Annotated in this window: 15 protein-coding genes and 1 other annotated feature; of the genes, 13 read left to right on the top strand and 2 right to left on the bottom strand. The window is 39.4% G+C overall.

All coding sequences use genetic code 11. The features are described from left to right. Positions 1–58 precede the first annotated feature (58 nt). From lonB to yihA, 3 genes are all read left to right on the top strand, one after another. On the top strand, positions 59–1,726 hold the full coding sequence (gene lonB / locus Q5794_RS24045; protein ID WP_029320070.1) for an ATP-dependent protease LonB: 1,668 nt from the start codon (positions 59–61) through the stop codon (positions 1,724–1,726). A gap of 259 nt (positions 1,727–1,985) precedes the next feature. Next, positions 1,986–4,310, top strand: coding sequence for an endopeptidase La (gene lon, locus Q5794_RS24040; RefSeq protein ID WP_192995683.1), 2,325 nt, complete (start codon positions 1,986–1,988; stop codon positions 4,308–4,310). Further along, positions 4,307–4,894, top strand: a complete 588-nt coding sequence (gene yihA, locus Q5794_RS24035; protein ID WP_013059364.1) for a ribosome biogenesis GTP-binding protein YihA/YsxC — start codon at positions 4,307–4,309, stop codon at positions 4,892–4,894. Before lon ends, yihA begins: the two co-directional genes overlap by 4 nt. A 94-nt stretch (positions 4,895–4,988) precedes the next feature. Here the strand turns inward: yihA and Q5794_RS24030 are convergent, their stop codons facing one another. Next, the gene (locus Q5794_RS24030) at positions 4,989–5,474 is read right to left on the bottom strand and encodes a LiaI-LiaF-like domain-containing protein (RefSeq protein WP_013059363.1); all 486 of its coding nucleotides are present in this window, start codon (positions 5,472–5,474) and stop codon (positions 4,989–4,991) included. Positions 5,475–5,803: 329 nt separating this feature from the next. Between Q5794_RS24030 and hemA the strand changes: the two genes are divergently transcribed. From hemA to ysxE, 8 genes are all read left to right on the top strand, one after another. Beyond that, positions 5,804–7,144 (top strand): glutamyl-tRNA reductase, encoded by a 1,341-nt coding sequence (hemA, locus tag Q5794_RS24025; protein ID WP_192995685.1) that lies wholly within the window; start codon positions 5,804–5,806, stop codon positions 7,142–7,144. Positions 7,145–7,158: 14 nt separating this feature from the next. Next, positions 7,159–7,992 (top strand): inner membrane protein YpjD, encoded by an 834-nt coding sequence (locus Q5794_RS24020; protein WP_013059361.1) that lies wholly within the window; start codon positions 7,159–7,161, stop codon positions 7,990–7,992. A gap of 13 nt (positions 7,993–8,005) precedes the next feature. After that, positions 8,006–8,938: a hydroxymethylbilane synthase gene (hemC, locus tag Q5794_RS24015; RefSeq protein ID WP_025750611.1), complete on the top strand. Its 933-nt coding sequence runs from the start codon at positions 8,006–8,008 to the stop codon at positions 8,936–8,938. Beyond that, on the top strand, positions 8,938–9,711 hold the full coding sequence (locus Q5794_RS24010; protein ID WP_192995687.1) for a uroporphyrinogen-III synthase: 774 nt from the start codon (positions 8,938–8,940) through the stop codon (positions 9,709–9,711). The genes hemC and Q5794_RS24010 overlap by 1 nt, the downstream gene beginning before the upstream one ends. 17 nt (positions 9,712–9,728) lie before the next feature. Then, the gene (gene hemB, locus Q5794_RS24005; protein ID WP_014458109.1) at positions 9,729–10,709 is read left to right on the top strand and encodes a porphobilinogen synthase; all 981 of its coding nucleotides are present in this window, start codon (positions 9,729–9,731) and stop codon (positions 10,707–10,709) included. Between the two features lie 16 nt (positions 10,710–10,725). Further along, positions 10,726–12,015: a glutamate-1-semialdehyde 2,1-aminomutase gene (hemL, locus tag Q5794_RS24000; RefSeq protein WP_013059357.1), complete on the top strand. Its 1,290-nt coding sequence runs from the start codon at positions 10,726–10,728 to the stop codon at positions 12,013–12,015. A gap of 147 nt (positions 12,016–12,162) precedes the next feature. Then, a complete protein-coding gene (gene spoVID, locus Q5794_RS23995; protein ID WP_328246073.1) occupies positions 12,163–13,287 on the top strand; it encodes a stage VI sporulation protein D in 1,125 nt (374 codons plus the stop codon). A gap of 77 nt (positions 13,288–13,364) precedes the next feature. After that, positions 13,365–14,414 (top strand): spore coat protein YsxE, encoded by a 1,050-nt coding sequence (gene ysxE, locus Q5794_RS23990; protein WP_057245332.1) that lies wholly within the window; start codon positions 13,365–13,367, stop codon positions 14,412–14,414. A gap of 11 nt (positions 14,415–14,425) precedes the next feature. Here ysxE and Q5794_RS23985 read toward each other — a convergent pair whose 3' ends face one another. Next, positions 14,426–14,623: a hypothetical protein gene (locus Q5794_RS23985; RefSeq protein ID WP_013059354.1), complete on the bottom strand. Its 198-nt coding sequence runs from the start codon at positions 14,621–14,623 to the stop codon at positions 14,426–14,428. A gap of 230 nt (positions 14,624–14,853) precedes the next feature. Beyond that, positions 14,854–15,098, top strand: a binding site (T-box leader). Positions 15,099–15,180: 82 nt separating this feature from the next. On the opposite strand from Q5794_RS23985, the gene Q5794_RS23980 reads away from it, so the two are divergent. Further along, positions 15,181–17,823, top strand: coding sequence for a valine--tRNA ligase (locus Q5794_RS23980; protein ID WP_013059353.1), 2,643 nt, complete (start codon positions 15,181–15,183; stop codon positions 17,821–17,823). Between the two features lie 96 nt (positions 17,824–17,919). Then, positions 17,920–19,218: a folylpolyglutamate synthase/dihydrofolate synthase family protein gene (locus Q5794_RS23975; RefSeq protein ID WP_214984234.1), complete on the top strand. Its 1,299-nt coding sequence runs from the start codon at positions 17,920–17,922 to the stop codon at positions 19,216–19,218. Positions 19,219–19,276 lie beyond the last annotated feature (58 nt).

The following is a 19,276-nucleotide window of genomic DNA, read 5'->3' as shown; positions in this document are numbered from 1 at the left end:
TGCTGCAGGGAGATAATAACTGATAATTATCTTACTAAACTGCGCAGGAGGTTTATCTATGAACTGGACGAATATTGCCTTAATGGTCCAACTCTTTTTTGGTATCATCATTGGCTTATATTTTTGGAATTTATTACGCAATCAGCGTACGCAAAAAGTCTCAATTGACCGGGATTCAAAGAAAGAAATGGAGCAATTGCAGAAAATGAGAGCCATCTCTTTGACTGAGCCGCTTGCCGAACGTGTGAGGCCGTCTAGCTTCTCCGATATTGTCGGACAAGAGGATGGAATTCGGTCACTAAAGGCTGCCCTTTGCGGTCCTAATCCACAGCACGTGATTGTATACGGGCCGCCTGGAGTAGGAAAAACCGCAGCAGCACGTTTAGTGTTAGAAGAAGCAAAAAAAAATAAAAAATCACCTTTCAAACAATCGGCTGTATTTGTAGAGTTAGATGCAACTACGGCGCGTTTTGATGAGCGAGGCATTGCTGATCCTTTGATTGGGTCTGTTCATGATCCTATTTACCAAGGAGCGGGTGCCATGGGCCAAGCTGGAATTCCGCAGCCAAAACAAGGAGCGGTTACAGATGCACACGGGGGAATTTTATTTATTGATGAAATTGGAGAGCTCCATCCTATTCAGATGAATAAGCTGTTAAAGGTTCTAGAAGATCGAAAAGTGTTTATGGAAAGCGCCTATTACAGCGAAGAAAACACACAAATCCCGACACATATTCACGATATTTTTCAAAATGGTTTGCCAGCAGACTTTCGTTTGATTGGTGCGACGACTAGAACGCCTAATGAAATTCCGCCTGCCATTCGTTCCAGATGCGTAGAGGTATTTTTCCGTGAGCTTGATCGCGACGAAATTATTACAGTTGCAAAAAAAGCAGCAAATAAAGTAAGAATGGATATATCAGAAGAAGGTTTATCTCTGTTTTCTACATATGCACGCAATGGACGTGAAACGGTTAATATGATGCAAATTGCGGCTGGATTAGCGATATCAGAGGAACGAACGGACATTAAAAATGAAGATATTGAATGGATTGTTCATTCTAGTCAACTATCTCCAAGACACGATCCGAAAATTGCAGATGAGGAAAAAGTGGGACTTATTAATGGATTAGCAGTGTACGGGCCTAACTCTGGAGCACTTTTAGAAATTGAAGTCAAAGCGATTCCTGCAAAGGAGAAAGGGAACATTATTATTACAGGTATCGTTGAAGAGGAAAGTATAGGGACTCAAGGGAAGTCTATTCGCCGTAAAAGTATGGCTAAAAGCTCAATTGAAAATGTCATAACGGTTCTTCGTTCAATGGATGTTCCAGCCGATGAGTATGATATTCATGTAAACTTTCCGGGAGGCGTGCCAATTGATGGACCTTCTGCTGGTATTGCTATGGCAACAGGTATCTACTCAGCGATTTATGAAGTTCCAATCAAACATACGGTAGCAATGACAGGAGAAATTGGTCTGCACGGCAACGTAAAGCCAATTGGCGGTGTGATTCCAAAAATCAAGGCAGCAAAACAAGCAGGCGTTCAGACGGTGATTGTGCCAAAGGAAAATATGAATGCAATGGTAGAAAAGGTAAAAGGTATCGATATTATTCCTGTCCATCATTTAACAGAGGTGTTCGAACAAGCACTATTGTCTGTACATGAGCATGTTGCACATTTGTCGGTAGATCCAGCTATTTCAAATAGAGAATCTAGCTAATTCTATCATGATAATTAAAAATTAATGGTCAGATGAATATTCATCGCCTTTTTCGCGTATAAAACCTTTATACACAGCCAACGAAAAAGGCGTTTTTTTATGAAAAGAGCTTAAAAAGATATATTTTGCCTTTTAATTCTTTCTCATGGTACAATTAGTAATTACTATTGTTAGACATGTGTATACAAATGAGATAAAATTGTTAAAAGAATTCACACTTTACATACTTTAATTGACGAGCATTGGAGGTGTTCATTGCATGGCAGAAAAAGAAAAATTGACAATGCCGCTATTGCCTTTACGAGGTTTGATCGTCTATCCGACAATGGTGCTTCATTTAGATGTTGGGCGAGATAAATCTGTGCAAGCATTAGAAAAAGCAATGATGGATGATCACTTAGTTTGTTTAGTATCACAAAAAGACATGGGTATCGATGAACCAACAAAAGAGGATTTATATAGAACCGGTACGTTAGCAAAAATTAAACAAATGCTAAAGCTGCCGAATGGAACGATGCGCGTCTTAGTAGAAGGACTAAATCGCGTAACCGTTACAGAATTTGAAGACAGCGAAGAATATTTTGTTGTGCAAGTGGAAAAGCAAAACGAAGAACATCAGGTTGATGTAGAAGATAAAGCGCTGATGCGCACGCTTTTAGACTATTTCGAACAATACATAAAACTTTCCAAAAAGGTGTCCGTTGAAACCCTTTCAACCGTAAGCGACATTGAAGAACCAGGAAGATTAGCGGATATTGTAGCCTCTCATTTACCAATAAAAATTCAGCTTAAACAAGAAATTTTAGAAATAACTGATGTGAAAGAAAGATTAAATACGATCATTTCTCATATTCAAGACGAGCAAGAAGTTTTGCAACTGGAGAAAAAAATTGGACAGCGTGTAAAGAAATCAATGGAACGCACTCAGAAAGAGTATTATCTTCGTGAGCAAATGAAGGCGATTCAAAAAGAGCTTGGAGACAAAGAAGGAAAGACGGGAGAAGTAGCAACACTTCGCGAAAAAATTGAAGCAAGTGGGATGACGGACCATGTCAAACAAGTGGCGTTTAAAGAATTGGATCGCTATGAAAAAATTCCTGCTACCTCCGCTGAAAGCTCAGTCATTCGAAATTATATCGAGTGGTTGATTGCGCTACCTTGGACAAATGAAACGGAAGATACGCTCAATATTCATAATGCTGAACAAGTGCTGAACGATGAGCACTATGGCCTTGAAAAAGTGAAGGAACGCGTATTAGAATATCTAGCTGTGCAGCAGTTGACAAAATCTCTTAAAGGCCCTATTTTATGTTTAGCAGGACCTCCTGGCGTAGGGAAAACATCCCTAGCCCGTTCAATTGCTACGTCTCTAGATCGTCATTTTGTACGAGTGTCTCTAGGCGGCGTGAGAGATGAGTCAGAAATCCGCGGTCATCGTCGCACGTACGTGGGAGCTATGCCTGGACGCATTATTCAAGGAATGAAAAAAGCAGGAACGATTAATCCGGTATTTCTGCTTGATGAAATCGATAAAATGTCAAATGATTTCCGTGGAGACCCGTCTTCTGCTTTGTTAGAAGTATTGGATCCTGAACAAAATCATAATTTCAGCGATCACTATATAGAAGAAACGTATGATTTATCAAAAGTGATGTTCGTGGCTACAGCTAATAACTTAGCTACGATTCCGGGGCCGCTGCGCGATCGAATGGAAATTATTCAAATTGCTGGTTACACGGAGCTGGAAAAGCTTGAAATCGCGAAGCGTCACCTATTGCTGCGCCAGCTAGAAAATCACGGATTGCAAAAGGGCAATTTGCAGATTCGCGATGACGCGTTAACAGCAATCATCCGTTTATATACGAGAGAAGCTGGTGTTCGTAACCTTGAACGCGAAATTGCTTCAATTTGTCGAAAAGCAGCTCGTATCGTAGTCTCTGGCGAGAAAAAACGCGTGGTGGTGACGGCCAAAACGCTTGAAGAATTCCTTGGTAAGCCTAGGTTCCGTTACGGACAGGCTGAGACGGAAGATCAAGTCGGCGTTGCTACAGGTCTTGCTTACACAACTGTAGGAGGAGACACGCTAGCCATTGAAGTAAGCTTATCCCCTGGTAAAGGAAGACTAGTGCTAACTGGAAAGCTTGGAGACGTGATGAAAGAATCAGCTCAGGCAGCATTTAGCTACGTGCGTTCAAATGCAGAGAAACTAGGAATTGATGAAAAGTTTTATGAAAAACATGATATTCATATCCATGTTCCAGAAGGAGCTGTACCAAAGGATGGACCTTCTGCAGGAATTACCATTGCCACTGCTCTAGTATCAGCACTAACGGGTAAACCAGTGCGTAGAGAAGTAGGAATGACAGGAGAAATTACACTAAGAGGTCGCGTATTACCAATCGGCGGTTTAAAAGAAAAGTCACTTAGTGCACATCGTGCCGGATTAACTAAAATATTAATCCCTCATGATAATGAACGTGATATTGAAGATATCCCTGACAGTGTACAAGAGGAATTAGACATCGTTCTTGTGTCACATGTGGACCAAGTATTGGAACATGCGCTAGTAGGAGAGGTAAAATGAAAGTAACTCAAGCCGATATTGTCATCAGTGCGGTACGCCCTGAACAATATCCTAAAGAAAACCTGCCAGAGTTTGCGTTAGCAGGCCGTTCAAATGTAGGAAAATCATCTTTTATTAACAAGATGCTCAATCGCAAAAGCTTAGCGCGTACGTCGTCTAAGCCGGGAAAAACTCAAACGCTTAACTTCTTTTTAATTAATGAAATCCTTCACTTTGTAGACGTACCTGGCTACGGATTTGCAAAAGTGTCTAAAAAAGAGCGTGAAGCATGGGGGAAAATGATTGAAACGTATTTAACAAATCGTGAGCAGCTTAAAGCTGTGTTAATGATTGTTGATCTACGCCATGCCCCTTCAAAGGATGACGTTATGATGTATGAGTTTTTGAAGCACCATGACCTTCCCGTTATGGTTATTGCGACGAAAGCTGATAAAATTCCTAAAGGAAAATGGCAAAAGCACTTAAAAGTAGTGAGAGAAACGCTGGACTTAGATCCAAATGATGAATTAATTCATTTCTCATCTGAAACAGGTGAAGGAAAAGATAAGGCGTGGAAATCTTTGCAGTATCGCATGACTCACTAAACAAAGGAATAGAATCTGAAAAAAATGGAACGTTTATCATCACTCTAACAGGAAGTGAGTCAAACGTTCCATTTTTTTAACTTGTTTACATAGATTACTTTCGTTTGAAAAATAATAAATATAGCCCAACTAGTAACAATAAAATAGGCCAGAAGGTTGTTAAATAATTTACGCCGTCTTCAACTTTTGGCAAAAATAGTTTAAGACGGTCTGAAAACATCATTAAAATGGCAATAATTAAAAGGGTGCCGCCTTGGAAAAAGCCTGATTTGGCTTTTCTAGCACTGAGTAAAAAGCTAATGGCCACCATAAAAACGACCATGCTAATATTCGTAGGCCAAAAGGGAATTTGTTCACTTACATAGAAATGAATACCTAAAGTGATTAATATGTAGCTTGCAAGCAAGTTTGAATGATCTTGAGATAAAGCAGACTCAGTTAACAGGGCTGCTCCTATTAAAATTAACAGTACAGGCCACGTGTATACCTTTGCTGCAATGCTCATATGTAGTTCATTCAGTAAGAAAAAGATTCCAAATCCAACTAGTAAGACACCAAAAAACATTGATTGCTTTTTCATAGTAACCTCCAGGTGTTTCAAAACAGAAAACGTGATAAAACGCTGCTTTTTTGATACAATTTATTACGGAATAACAGTTAATATCTTAACACATGTTTTCAAAGACTGTTCACATTTTTTTTTCGAATGACTTATAGAACATGTTATAATAGTTAGAGATAAGGCGAAGCTTACACCTGTGTAATGTCCGCCGCTTTTTACGAATAGTAGAATGAAGAACGCCGGATTTTACGGGCAGTTATCTCACTGTAGCTCTTTGGGAATTTAGGGGTTACTGCCCGTCAAATTCGGATAAATAAGCACATTTCAATTATAGGGGGTATGTACAAATGCATATTATAGCAGTCGGCTTAAACTTTCGAACAGCCCCTGTTGAAATAAGAGAAAAGCTTAGTTTTAATGAGCAAGAACTAACATCTGCCATGAAAACGTTAAGCGGCCAAAAAAGTATTTTGGAAAACATCATTGTTTCAACATGCAATCGTACGGAAATTTATGCTGTTGTTGATCAATTACACACGGGCCGTTATTATGTAAAAGCATTTTTAGCTGAATGGTTCGGAATAGATAAAGAAGAGTTTTCGCCTTATTTAACCATCTATGAAAATGATGGAGCCATCGAACATTTATACCGAGTAGCATGTGGATTAGATTCAATGGTAATTGGTGAAACACAAATTCTTGGACAAGTGCGTTCAAGCTTTTTGCTTGCTCAAGAAGAAGAAACAATTGGAACGGTTTTTAATCAGCTGTTTAAACAAGCTGTGACATTAGCCAAAAAAGCTCATCATGAAACAGAAATTGGTGCGAACGCAGTTTCTGTCAGCTATGCAGCTGTAGAGCTTGCTAAAAAGATTTTTGGAGACTTATCATCCAAACATGTGTTGATTCTTGGTGCGGGAAAAATGGGTCAGCTTGCCGTACAGAATTTATATGGCAGCGGAGCTAAAAAAGTAACGGTAGTGAATCGAACATTTGAAAAGGCACAAGAGCTAGCAAACCGTTTTTCTGGAGAAGCCAAACCATTTGCTGATCTTCAACATGCTTTAAGCGAAGCAGATATTTTAATTAGTTCAACAGGGGCTAATGACTATGTAGTAACGAAACAAATGATGAGTGAAGCCGAGCGTACGCGTAAAGGTCGTCCATTGTTTATGGTAGACATCGCCGTTCCGCGTGACTTAGATCCAGAACTAGATGAGCTAGAGACGGTCTTTTTATATGATATCGACGATTTAAACGGGATTGTAGAATCCAATTTGCAAGAACGTCAAAAAGCTGCGGATGAAATTGAAATTATGCTTGAAGCTGAAATTGTTGCTTTCAAGTCTTGGCTTGGTACATTAGGCGTTGTGCCTGTTATTTCTGCGCTTCGTCAAAAGGCACTTACCATTCAAGCTGAAACGATGAAAAGCATTGATCGTAAGCTCCCAGATTTATCTGAGCGTGAGCGCAAAGTTTTAAATAAACATACAAAAAGTATAATTAATCAACTTCTTCGCGATCCAATTTTACACGCGAAAGAATTGGCTGGAGAGAAACATGCTGAAGAGTCTTTAGAGCTGTTCATGAAGATTTTTAATATTGAACAGGAAGTTGCTTTGCAAAAAGAAAAAGAAGAGCAGCTTCATACATCGATTACGTCTCATTCAGTAGCTTATCAGTCTTAAGTGAGGATTGAATAATGGTTGATATGGAATTAACCAGAATCTATGAATTGATTGTGATTTTATACGCGGTGAGCGTTTTATTATATTTTATTGATTTTGTACAAAATAACCGGAAGGCAAACTCGATAGCCTTCTGGTTACTTTCTATTGTGTGGGTTTTGCAAACAGCCTTTTTAATTTTACGAATGTTTGAGACGGGAAGGTTTCCTATTCTTACCGTTTCTGAAGGGCTGTATTTTTACGCGTGGGTCTTAATTACTCTTTCACTTGTGATTAATCGCCTGTTCCGCGTTGATTTTATGGTGTTTTTTACAAATGTGATTGGTTTCTTAATTATGGCTATTCATACGTTTGCTCCACTTGAAACATACACTGCTGTCCAGTCGGAGCGCCTTGTGTCAGAATTATTAATCATTCATATTACCATGGCTATTTTATCTTACGGCGCTTTTTCAGTTTCTTTTGTTTTTTCCGCTCTGTATCTTGTTCAGTATAATTTATTGAAAAAGAAGAAATGGGGCAAGCGCTTGCTAAGAATTGAAGATTTAACAAAGCTAGATTACATGTCCTATGTATTAATTTTAATTGGTGTACCGCTGTTATTGCTTTCGTTAATCTTAGGAATCATATGGGCTTATATTAAATACGTAGATTTTCATTGGTACGATACAAAAGTGTTAGGTTCATTTTTAATGTTTGTTGCATACAGCGCTTACTTGTATGCTAGACTGCGTAGAGGTATTCAAGGAAAGGCAATCGCAATGTGGAATATTGGATTGTTCTTAGTCTTACTTATTAATTTCTTTTTATTTGGCAGTTTATCGAATTTTCACTTTTGGGGTTCGTAATTAGGAGGACAACATGCGAAAAATTATTGTCGGCTCTCGTCGAAGCAAACTTGCGTTAACACAGACCAAGTGGGTCATTGAACAGTTAAAAAAACAAGGTCTTCCTTTTGAGTTTGAAATTAAAGAAATGGTTACAAAAGGGGACCAAATTTTAAATGTAACGCTGTCCAAAGTAGGCGGTAAAGGTCTCTTTGTAAAAGAAATTGAACAAGCCATGTTAGATAAAGAAATTGATATGGCCGTTCATAGTATGAAAGATATGCCGGCTGTTTTGCCAGAAGGATTAACGATTGGATGTATTCCTTTACGAGAAGATCATCGTGATGCGCTTATTTCAAAAAATGGTGAGCGATTTGAGGAGCTACCAAGCGGTGCTGTGATTGGGACAAGCAGCTTGCGTCGAGGGGCACAGCTTCTATCTATGCGTTCAGATATCGAAATTAAATGGATTCGAGGAAATATCGACACACGCCTAGAGAAATTAAAAAATGAAGATTACGATGCGATTATCTTGGCAGCTGCAGGGTTATCTCGTATGGGCTGGTCGAGAGATACGGTCACTCAGTACCTAGAGCCGGAAATAAGCGTTCCCGCTGTAGGACAGGGAGCTTTAGCTATCGAATGCCGAGAAAATGACCATGAATTATTATCGCTTCTTCAAGCTCTAAATCATGATGAAACCGCTCGTGCTGTTAGAGCTGAACGCGTATTTTTAAAAGAGATGGAAGGCGGATGCCAAGTGCCGATTGCGGGTTATGGGCGTATATTGGACGGCGGAAACATTGAGCTAACGTCGCTAGTCGCGTCTCCTGATGGCAAAACGATTTACAAAGAGCAAATTACGGGAAAAGACCCTGTTGCTATTGGTTCAGAAGCTGCTGAGCGCTTAACATCTCAAGGAGCTAAGCTTTTAATTGACCGTGTAAAAGAGGAGCTGGACAAATAATGAGTCATGAGGCTCCTCTTTTTTTAAAAAAAGTTTTGATTACAAGAGAAGCGAAGCAGGCTCATCCATTTGCAGCACAGATTAAAAAGCTTGGAGGCATACCTTTAAGCTTACCAGTCCTCACGTTCGCACGTTCTAACAATGAAAAAGAAGTGGAAGATGTCCTGCTGTCGATTGACTGTTTTGATTGGATTGTTTTTACAAGTCAAAACGGCATTTCTTTTTTCTTTGAATGGCTAAAAGAGTTAAATATCAGTTGGAGTGCTTTAAAAAGATTAAAAGTGGCTGCGGTTGGAGAAAAAACCGCAAAATTGCTAGAAAAACATGATGTTAATGTGCAACTTGTTCCAAAAGAATACGTTGCGGAATCACTTCTTGAGTCGTTAAAAGCAAATGTGTCACATCACGAGCGAGTTCTCCTTGTACGAGGACAATTAGCCCGCTCTGTTTTAAAAGATGGGTTAAAAGAGTGTGAGGTAACGGATTTAGTTGTATATCAGACCATTCGAAATCAAGACTCTGAACGCTTGGTTAAGCAACATTTAGAAATAGGAATTGATGCCATTACTTTTACAAGTTCTTCTACAGTGAGATTTTTTGTCGAGTCAGTTAAAGATATTCCGAATTGGCTTGAGCTTATAAATAGAACCAAAGTTGTTTGTATCGGTCCTATTACGAGTCAGACAGCGAGCGAATATGGAATTAAGCATCTTGTTCCTAACACATACACAATAAATGGTATGATAGATATGTTGGTTAGTTGTTTTGAATAATAAAGGAGGATTTTAACATGAAAGATTTACAATTTACACGTCATCGTCGTCTTCGTAATTCTGTAAATATGCGTGCGCTTGTACGCGAAACACATTTACATCCTGAAGACTTTATATATCCTATTTTTATTGTAGAAGGTGAACAAAAAAGAAATGCTGTAAAATCAATGCCAGGTGTGGATCAAATTTCTTTAGACTACTTGAATGATGAAATCCAAGAGTTAGTCGATTTAGGAATCAAGTCAGCTATGGTATTTGGTGTTCCCGCTGAAAAAGATGCGGTCGGCTCACAGGCATACCATGACCACGGAATTGTCCAAAAAGGTATTCGTCAAATTAAAGAAAATTTTCCAGACTTTGTTGTTATCGCAGATACATGCTTATGTCAATACACAGATCATGGCCACTGTGGTGTAATTGAAGACGGAAAAATCTTAAACGATCCTAGCCTTGACTTATTAGCGCGTACAGCGGTTAGTCAAGCTAAAGCAGGAGCGGATATTATTGCGCCTTCAAACATGATGGACGGTTTCGTGGCAGCTATTCGCCACGGTCTAGACGAAGCTGGATTTGAAGATGTGCCCGTGATGTCTTATGCTGTTAAATATGCATCTGCTTTTTACGGACCATTCCGCGATGCAGCGCATTCTTCTCCTCAATTTGGAGACCGTAAAACATATCAAATGGACCCAGCCAATCGCTTAGAAGCACTTCGAGAAGCAGAATCTGATGTCGAAGAAGGAGCAGATTTCTTAATTGTAAAACCAGCTCTATCTTATTTAGATATTATGCGCGATGTGAAAAATACGTTTAATTTACCGGTAGTGGCTTATAATGTGAGCGGTGAATATTCGATGATTAAAGCGGCAGCTCAAAACGGCTGGGTAAATGAAAAAGAGATTGTTCTTGAAAAATTAATTAGCATGAAGCGTGCAGGAGCGGATTTAATTGTAACGTATCATGCTAAAGACGCAGCACGCTGGTTATCTGACAAGTAATTAAGGAGGCTTACACATGAGAAGTTATGAAAAGTCAAAAGCAGCTTTTTTAGAAGCGCAGCAATTAATGCCGGGTGGAGTAAATAGTCCTGTTCGTGCATTTAAATCAGTAGATATGGATCCTATTTTTATGGAACGAGGAAAAGGCGCTACGATTTACGATATTGACGGCAACAAATATATTGACTACGTCTTATCATGGGGACCTTTAATTCACGGACATTCCAACGATCAAGTAGTTGAAGCAGTAAAAAAAGTAACGGAATCTGGTACAAGCTTTGGTGCGCCAACATTAATTGAAAATGAGCTTGCTAAGGTTGTTATTGAGCGCGTTCCTTCAATCGAAATCGTCCGTATGGTGAGTTCAGGTACGGAAGCAACGATGAGCGCACTGCGTTTAGCACGTGGCTATACGGGCCGCAACAAAATTTTAAAATTTGAAGGCTGTTACCATGGACACGGTGACTCTCTTCTAATTAAAGCTGGCTCAGGCGTTGCAACGTTAGGCCTACCAGATAGCCCGGGAGTGCCTGAAGGAATCGCTAAAAACACGATTACAGTGCCGTACAATGATTTAGAAAGCGTACAATATGCTTTTAAAGAATTCGGAGATGACATTGCCGGAGTAATTGTTGAACCGGTAGCAGGAAATATGGGTGTGGTACCGCCTCAGCCAGGTTTCTTACAAGGGCTTCGTGATATCACATCAGAATATGGCTCACTGCTCATTTTTGATGAAGTAATGACAGGGTTCCGCGTAGCGTACAACTGTGCACAGGGCTACTATAACATTACTCCTGACTTAACTTGCTTAGGAAAAGTAATCGGTGGTGGTTTACCAGTAGGTGCTTACGGTGGTAAAGCTGAAATTATGGAGCGAGTTGCACCAAGCGGCCCGATTTATCAAGCAGGTACATTATCAGGTAATCCGCTTGCGATGACAGCTGGATACGAGACGTTAACGCAGCTGACACCTCAATCCTACGATGAGTTCATTCGTAAAGCAGATCGATTAGAAGAAGGATTGATGGCAGCAGCTGAAAAATATGATGTACCGTTTACGGTAAACCGAGCTGGTTCAATGATCGGTTTCTTCTTTACCAACGAACAGGTAATAAATTACGAAACAGCGAAAACATCGAATTTAGATTATTTTGCAGCTTACTATCGTGAAATGGCTAATGAAGGCGTGTTTTTACCTCCTTCTCAATTCGAAGGAATGTTTTTATCAACTTCTCATACAGATGCAGACATTGAACATACAATTGCAGCAGCTGAAAAAGCTTTTTCGAAGTTACGTGGATAAACAGATAAATAAGATTGACTTTTATATCAAAGCTTACGGAGGATTCCGTAAGCTTTTTTAGTTTTAAAGACATATTTTAATTTATTTGTTCATACATCTTTAATGACCGCGCTATTACCTGGCGGGTGTTGGAAGGGGGAGAACAATTTGTCGCAGGATAATTTATCATGTCTGCGTTTTTCCGTAGAAGAATCAGTATGGTTTCAAAAAGGACAGGAAGTCTCACAACTTTTGTCTATCTCCTTAGAGCCTCAAGTATCTATTCAAGAATATGACCAATACGTGTCTATTCGAGGAGCATTACAATTAACAGGTGAATACGAAACGTACGAGGGAGAGCACTCGTTACGCGAATATACAAATGAGAATCAAGTGCAATCTATCTCTGTCCGTGAAGACGGAACGGCTGAATTATCACATCAATTTCCTGTTGATATTACCATTCCTAAAAATCGTATTCAAAGTATTGAAGACGTATATGTATCTATTGATTTATTTGATTATGAATTGCCAGGCACAAATCAGCTGCAGCTAATGGCTGACTTGTCCATCACAGGATTGTACGGAGAACAGGATGAAGAACGAGAAGAAGAGGAAGAGTTTTCAGAGGAACAGCACATCGTCTCCTATGAAGAAGTGGACGATGCTGAAGAGGTATATACTGAAAACTTTGCTCAAGAAGAAGAGGAACAAGAGTTTGACGTAAGCTATCGTGAAGCTCCCGCACTTTTAGAGGCAGAGGCTATTGAAGAAGATCATTCAGAAGAGCCCCCTAGTTATTTTTCATCTGTATTTAAAAAAGAATCTCGTGCTGAGCAGGTCGTGGAATATGAAGAGGAAGCATATGAACCATTTGAAGTTGAAGTGAAAAAAGAAGCGCAAATCGAGGAAGAAAGAGAAGACAACGTGATTGAGCTCTTTCAGCTTCGTCAAGAGCAAGAAAGTTTCGAAGAATCGCAAGCTAGTGAATTGAATACGTATGCTGACGTTCAACAAGAGGCTGAGCAAGAAGAGGAAAAGATTATTGTTGAATTTCGGAAAGAAGAAAATGAAAGCGGCCGAAATGAAAACGCCCTTTATTTAACAAAGCTCTTTTCGCGGGAAGAAGAAGCTTTTTCAACGTGGAAGCTTTGTATTGTTCAAGACGGAGATTCGCTTGATACGATAGCAAACCGCTATAATACGAATGTACAAAACATTTTACGAGTGAATAATTTAGAAGATGAATATGAGCTGGAAGAAGGAAGCATCTTAAATATCCCCGTTCGTTAAAGTCGGAAAGAAAACAGTTTTGACGCATATAATGTCTTAACTGTTTTCTTTATTTTTTACGAGGAAGGAGAATGCAGATGCAGCGGACAGTAGCAGACTACAAAGTATTGTTAAAAGAATATGACTTAGATGTTGACTTTATCGAAGACTACGGAAAAGTAAAAAAAGTCTATACGAAAACCGGCGTGTTTGCGCTTAAAGAAATGGCGAATCATCAAGAGCGAAATCAAAACTTTATTCAAAAGCTGCAGAACGTGTATCAAAAAGGATGGATGGGATTTGTCCCTATTTATCAAACGAAGCGTTCTCAGCCCATTGTTTCAGATGAAAGCGGCTCGTATTACTTAATGCCGTGGCTCCCAAATAACCCGACCGAAGAGCGTGATATTCGATATCATAAATTATTTCAAGAGCTTGCTAAGCTTCACGGCGCTTCGGCGCAGGAAGTAGAAGTGAAAAAAGAAGATATAGAAAATCATTATACATCGATGAAAGAAACGTGGGAAAAACGTCAGGAAGAGATGAAGCAGTATGTAGTAGAATGCGAGAAGAAAGTTTATATGTCCCCGTTTGAATTGCATTACTGTACATTTTATTATGAAATGACAAGAGCGCTTGAATTTGGTTTTGGAAAGCTCGATCAGTGGAACGATGAAATGGAAGAAAAAGAAAAGATCCGGCTGGTTACGTCTCATGGAAAGCTATCGGCTAAACATTTTATCTATGACGAACGGGGAAATGGTTTTTTTATTAATTTTGAACATGCAAAAGATGCTTCACCGATTTATGATTTGGTCTCATTTTATTTCCGTACTCTTCGCACATACCCAGTAACTACCTATGACAGCTATGAGTGGTTTAGTACGTATGAAAAACATTTTGCTCTCAGAGAAGAGGAACGGCTGCTTTTACACAGTTATTTGGCGTTTCCAGAACCCTTGTATCAGTGTATCGTTCAATATAGACAGCATAAAGAAAGTAAAACAGAACTTGAACATATGCAGTCATTTATTCGAGCATACTGGCTGACGAAAAACATTGAACAGCTCAATATTAAAATATTTGAAGTAGATCAGCAAAAAAAAATGGCAGCGGAAGCAGCTGCACAAGCCCAAGCGAACGAATAGCGCTTGGGTTTTTAAATCCAGTCGGAATATAAAGCAACCGCTAGTATGGCAAGCAGTGCCAACAACAGTACATCAAAGGTTGTAGGGAAAAATAGTGTACGTATACCTTGAAAAATTGTTAAAGGAACAATAAACTGTCCACAAGCCGCTCCTGCTGTTTTGAGCCACCGCTGCAGCTGATACGAATTTACATTTATTCGTTTCTTCATTTGTACATGCCCCTTTCAATCCACGTGCCCAGGTTAAAGTCAGTATATGAAAAAAGAAAGAAATGGTGCCATTTTTTTGAGTGGGCTCTTCATTTTATTTCCAAAATCAGCGAGTGAATGAAAAAATAAAGAGCAGAACAAAAAAATTATGAATATAATCATAAAAAAGTGGAGAAGATTATTGACGATTCAACATTTTTTCATATAGTATAATTAAGAGAAATTCATACATAAATACAGTGAATAGGAAGAGTACGGGATGTTCGTCTTTCAGAGAGAGAAATCAGCTGCTGTGAGATTTCTTAAGAATGTGCACTCGGAATGTCGCCTATGAGTAGCTTTTTTGAACAGCTGCATAGCTCAGTAGAAAAAGCCGGTTAATCAACCGTTATGAAATGAAGTGTATAGGCTTATCAAACGGGATACGTCTATAAAAAAAGGTGGTACCGCGAAATCAACTCCTTTCGTCCTTTTATTAGGAAAGGAGTTTTTTTATGTTTATAAAAGCTTTACACAGTTTCTAAAGACTGAAACTTTATATTATGGAGGTATACATTATGTCTGAAAAAGAAGTGACTCTTCCAACGAAGTATGATCCAAAAGCCGTTGAAGAAAATCGTTATCAGTATTGGTTAGACGGGAAGTTTTTTGAAGCAACAAATGACCCTGAAAAAGAGCCATATACAATTGTAATTCCACCCCCAAACGTAACGGGCAAGCTGCATTTAGGCCACGCTTGGGATACAACGTTACAAGACATTTTAACGCGTATGAAGCGCATGCAAGGCTATGACGTTTTATGGCTTCCTGGCATGGACCATGCGGGGATTGCAACGCAGGCAAAAGTAGAAGAAAAGCTTCGCAGCGAAGGAAAAAGCCGCTACGATCTAGGCCGCGAAAATTTTGTAGCCGAAACGTGGAAATGGAAAGAAGAATATGCAAGCTTTATTCGCCAGCAGTGGTCGAAGCTAGGACTTGGCTTAGACTATTCACGCGAGCGCTTCACGCTTGATGAAGGCCTTTCTAAAGCGGTGCGCGAAGTATTCGTAACGCTTTACAAAAAAGGGTTAATCTATCGCGGAGAATATATTATTAACTGGGATCCTGCTACAAAAACAGCTCTTTCAGACATCGAGGTTATTTACAAAGATGTACAAGGTGCGTTTTATCATATGCGCTATCCGTTGGCAGATGGTTCTGGACATATTGAAATCGCAACAACTCGTCCTGAAACAATGCTAGGAGATACGGCTGTAGCTGTTCACCCTGAAGATGATCGTTATAAGCACTTAATCGGCAAAAAGGTTGTCCTTCCGATTGTAGGTCGTGAAATTCCAATCGTAGGCGATGATTATGTAGATATGGAATTCGGTTCTGGTGCGGTGAAAATTACGCCTGCTCATGACCCGAACGATTTTGAAATTGGAAACCGCCATAATTTAGAGCGTATTTTAGTGATGAATCAAGACGGTACGATGAATGACAAAGCAGGTAAATATGAAGGAATGGATCGTTTTGCTTGCCGTAAGCAAATTGTTAAAGACCTTCAAGAAGACGGTGTATTGTTCAACATTGAAGACCACATGCATTCAGTAGGTCACAGTGAACGAAGCGGTGCCGTTGTTGAACCTTATTTATCAACTCAATGGTTTGTAAAAATGCAGCCGTTAGCAGATAAAGCAGTAGATCTTCAAAAACAAGAAGAAAAAGTAAACTTTGTGCCTGATCGTTTTGAAAAGACATACTTACACTGGATGGAAAATATTCGCGACTGGTGTATTTCGCGTCAGCTTTGGTGGGGACATCGCATTCCAGCTTGGTATCATAAAGAAACTGGAGAAGTATACGTAGATCATGAGGCTCCAGCAGATATCGAAAACTGGGAACAAGATTCAGATGTATTAGACACATGGTTCAGTTCAGCGCTATGGCCATTCTCAACAATGGGCTGGCCCGATGTGGATGCAGCTGATTTCAAACGCTACTACCCAACGAACGTGCTTGTAACAGGCTACGATATTATTTTCTTCTGGGTATCTCGTATGATTTTCCAAGGTCTTGAATTTACGGGTAAACGTCCGTTTGACGATGTACTCATTCACGGTCTTGTACGAGATGCTGAAGGTCGTAAAATGAGTAAATCACTTGGTAACGGTGTAGATCCAATGGAAGTAATCGAGAAATACGGTGCAGATTCTCTTCGCTACTTCTTATCTACAGGAAGCTCACCAGGACAAGATTTACGCTTCAGCTTTGAAAAAGTCGAAGCGACATGGAACTTTGCAAATAAAATTTGGAATGCTTCTCGTTTTGCATTAATGAACATGGACGGCATCACATTTGAAGAGCTTGATTTATCAGGCGAAAAGTCAGTTGCTGATAAATGGATTTTAACGCGCTTAAATGAAACGATTGAGCACGTAACAAAATTAGCTGACAAATATGAATTCGGTGAAGTTGGACGTATTCTTTATAACTTTATTTGGGATGATTTCTGCGATTGGTACATTGAAATGGCTAAACTTCCTCTTTACGGAGAAGATGAAGCAGCTAAAAAGACAACTCGCTCAATTTTAGCTTATGTACTTGATAATACAATGCGACTTTTACATCCATTCATGCCGTTTATTACCGAAGAAATTTGGCAAAGCTTGCCGCATGAAGGCGAATCGATTACAGTAGCTAAATGGCCGGAAGTACGCCCTGAGCTTTCTGATAAAGAAGCTGCTAACGATATGCGTTTACTTGTAGATATTATCCGCGCTGTTCGTAATATTCGTGCTGAAGTGAACACGCCGATGAGCAAACAAGTAAAATTATTTATCAAAGCTAAAGATGAAAATATTCAAAGCCAGCTCGAAAAGAACCGTGCGTATGTAGAACGTTTCTGTAATCCAAGTGAGCTTGTGATTTCAACAGATGTTTCATTAGATGAAAAAGCGATGACTGCTGTTGTAACAGGCGCAGAATTAATTTTACCTCTTGAAGGTTTAATTAATATCGAAGAAGAAATCGCGCGTTTAGAAAAAGAATACGACAAGTTAAACAAAGAAGTAGAACGTGTACAAAAGAAGTTAAACAACCAAGGCTTTATTGCAAAAGCGCCTGCTAAAGTAGTAGAAGAAGAGCGTGCAAAAGAGCAGGATTATGTTGAAAAACGTGAAGCTGTTCAGTCTCGTATTGCTGAATTACGCGGATAATCAATGGGTTAATGAACCAACAGAAAAAGCGTGGCTTGTATAGCGACGCTTTTTCTTTACATAATAATAGCGATGGAAAAGAAAGGTGAATAAAAGATGATAACGACATATGAAGAAGCGCTTGATTGGATTCATAACAGACTTCGCTTTGGAATCAAGCCGGGGTTAGAACGAATGGAATGGATGCTAGAGCAGCTTGATTTTCCCCAGCAAAATCTAAATGCTATTCATGTTGCTGGGACGAATGGTAAAGGTTCTACCGTTTCTTATTTGCGAAACATGTTAGAAGAAGCAGGGTATAAAGTTGGAACGTTTACTTCTCCTTATATCGAAACATTTAATGAGCGGATCAGCGTGAATGGACAGCCTATTTCAAATGAAGCAATGACCGCTCTTGTTCAGGAAATAAAGCCTGTTGTGGAGCGACTAGAACATACAAGCTTAGGATCAGCAACGGAATTTGAAGTGATTACAGTCATGGCTTTTCTTTATTTCGGCTATCATGAGTCAGTTGACTATGCTGTGTTTGAAACAGGTCTTGGAGGACGGTATGACTCAACAAACGTTGTGAATCCTATGGTGAGTATTATTACAAACATTGGATTTGATCACATGGCAATACTAGGTGATACGGTAGAAGAAATTGCAGCAGAAAAAGCGGGGATTATTAAAAGAGAAGTCCCTATTATTACTGGTGCAGAGCAAGTAAAGGCGCTTGATGTCATTACTGAAGAAGCACAGTCAAAGCAGGCTTCGTTATTTGTGTTAGGAAAAGATTTTGACATTAAAAACTATGAGCCCTTAGCAAATGGGGAAAGCTTTGCGTTAAACACGCCGTATGGCATATTTGAAGACTTGAAATTAAATATGCTTGGCTATCATCAAGTGAAAAATGCAGCTTTGGCTCTCATGGCCGTTGGTTATTTAAAAGAAAAGAAAAAGCTTTCTATCTCCAATGAGCAAATGATAAAAGGGATTCAGCATACAAAGTGGAACGGCCGCTTTGAGATAGTAAATGAGCATCCTTTAACGATTATTGATGGGGCTCATAATGCAGAAGGCATTGATAGCTTGTTATCTACTTTACGCCTTCATTATGAAGATCGAAACATTCATTTAGTTTTCAGCTGCTTAAATGATAAAAGCGCTGATCGAATGGTCCAAGAACTTGAAACAATCGCTGCAAGTATTACATTTACGTCGTTTGACTTTCCTCGTGCTCGCGCAGCTCAAGAGCTTTATGAGATGAGTACTCATCATAATAAGCATATGGACGAGGAGTGGAAAAAAGCAATTGCTTACGTAAAGGAAAAGGCGACAGGTGAACAAGACATGGTCGTGATTACAGGGTCTCTGTATTTTATATCAGAAGTGCGGGCTTTTCTTCTAAAATGAGCAAAAGCAGCAAGTGAAATCTTGCTGCTTTTAACATAATGTGAGGAAAGGATACGGA

It is taken from the genome of Priestia megaterium, assembly GCF_041941685.1.
Classification (GTDB): Bacteria; Bacillota; Bacilli; order Bacillales; family Bacillaceae_H; genus Priestia; species Priestia megaterium_C.
This window is presented reverse-complemented; position numbering and strand designations above follow the sequence as displayed.